The sequence below is a fragment of the Cupriavidus sp. 05N39 genome, assembly GCF_056397325.1.
This window is the reverse complement of record NZ_JBFTNE010000319.1, coordinates 1-447: the sequence shown is the minus strand read 5'-3', so window position 1 is coordinate 447 and position 447 is coordinate 1. Positions and strand designations below refer to the sequence as shown.

Below are 447 nucleotides of genomic sequence, written 5' to 3'. Positions count from 1 at the left end.
CCGCCAGCTGGAATTCACCCAGCTGGACATGGAATTCGCCTTCGTCCGCGAGCAGGATGTGCAGGACTTCGTGGAAGGCATGATCCGCGCCATCTTCAAGGAAGTGGTCGACGTGGAGCTGGCCGCCAGCTTCCCGCGCATGACCTGGGCCGAGGCGATGCGTCGCTACGGGTCGGACAAGCCGGACCTGCGCATCGCGCTGGAACTGGTGGACGTGGCCGAGCTGGTCAAGACCAGCGAGTTCCCGGTGTTCACCGCCGCCGCCAATGATGCCGACGGCCGTGTCGCCGCGCTGCGCATCCCGGGCGGGGCCACGCTGAGCCGCAAGCAGATCGACGAGTACGCCGCGCATGCCGCCAAGTACGGCGCCAAGGGCCTGGCGTACATCAAGATCGCCGACAACGGCGAAGTCAGCTCGCCGATCGCCAAGTTCTTCAGCGAAGACGC

General features: G+C 66.2%; 1 protein-coding gene. It reads left to right on the top strand.

Annotation, left to right across the window (positions count from 1 at the left end; all coding sequences use genetic code 11):
* Positions 1-28: 28 nt before the first annotated feature.
* The coding region (locus AC1DN0_RS41500; protein WP_477146671.1) for a GAD domain-containing protein at positions 29-447 on the top strand (419 nt) is incomplete at its 3' end.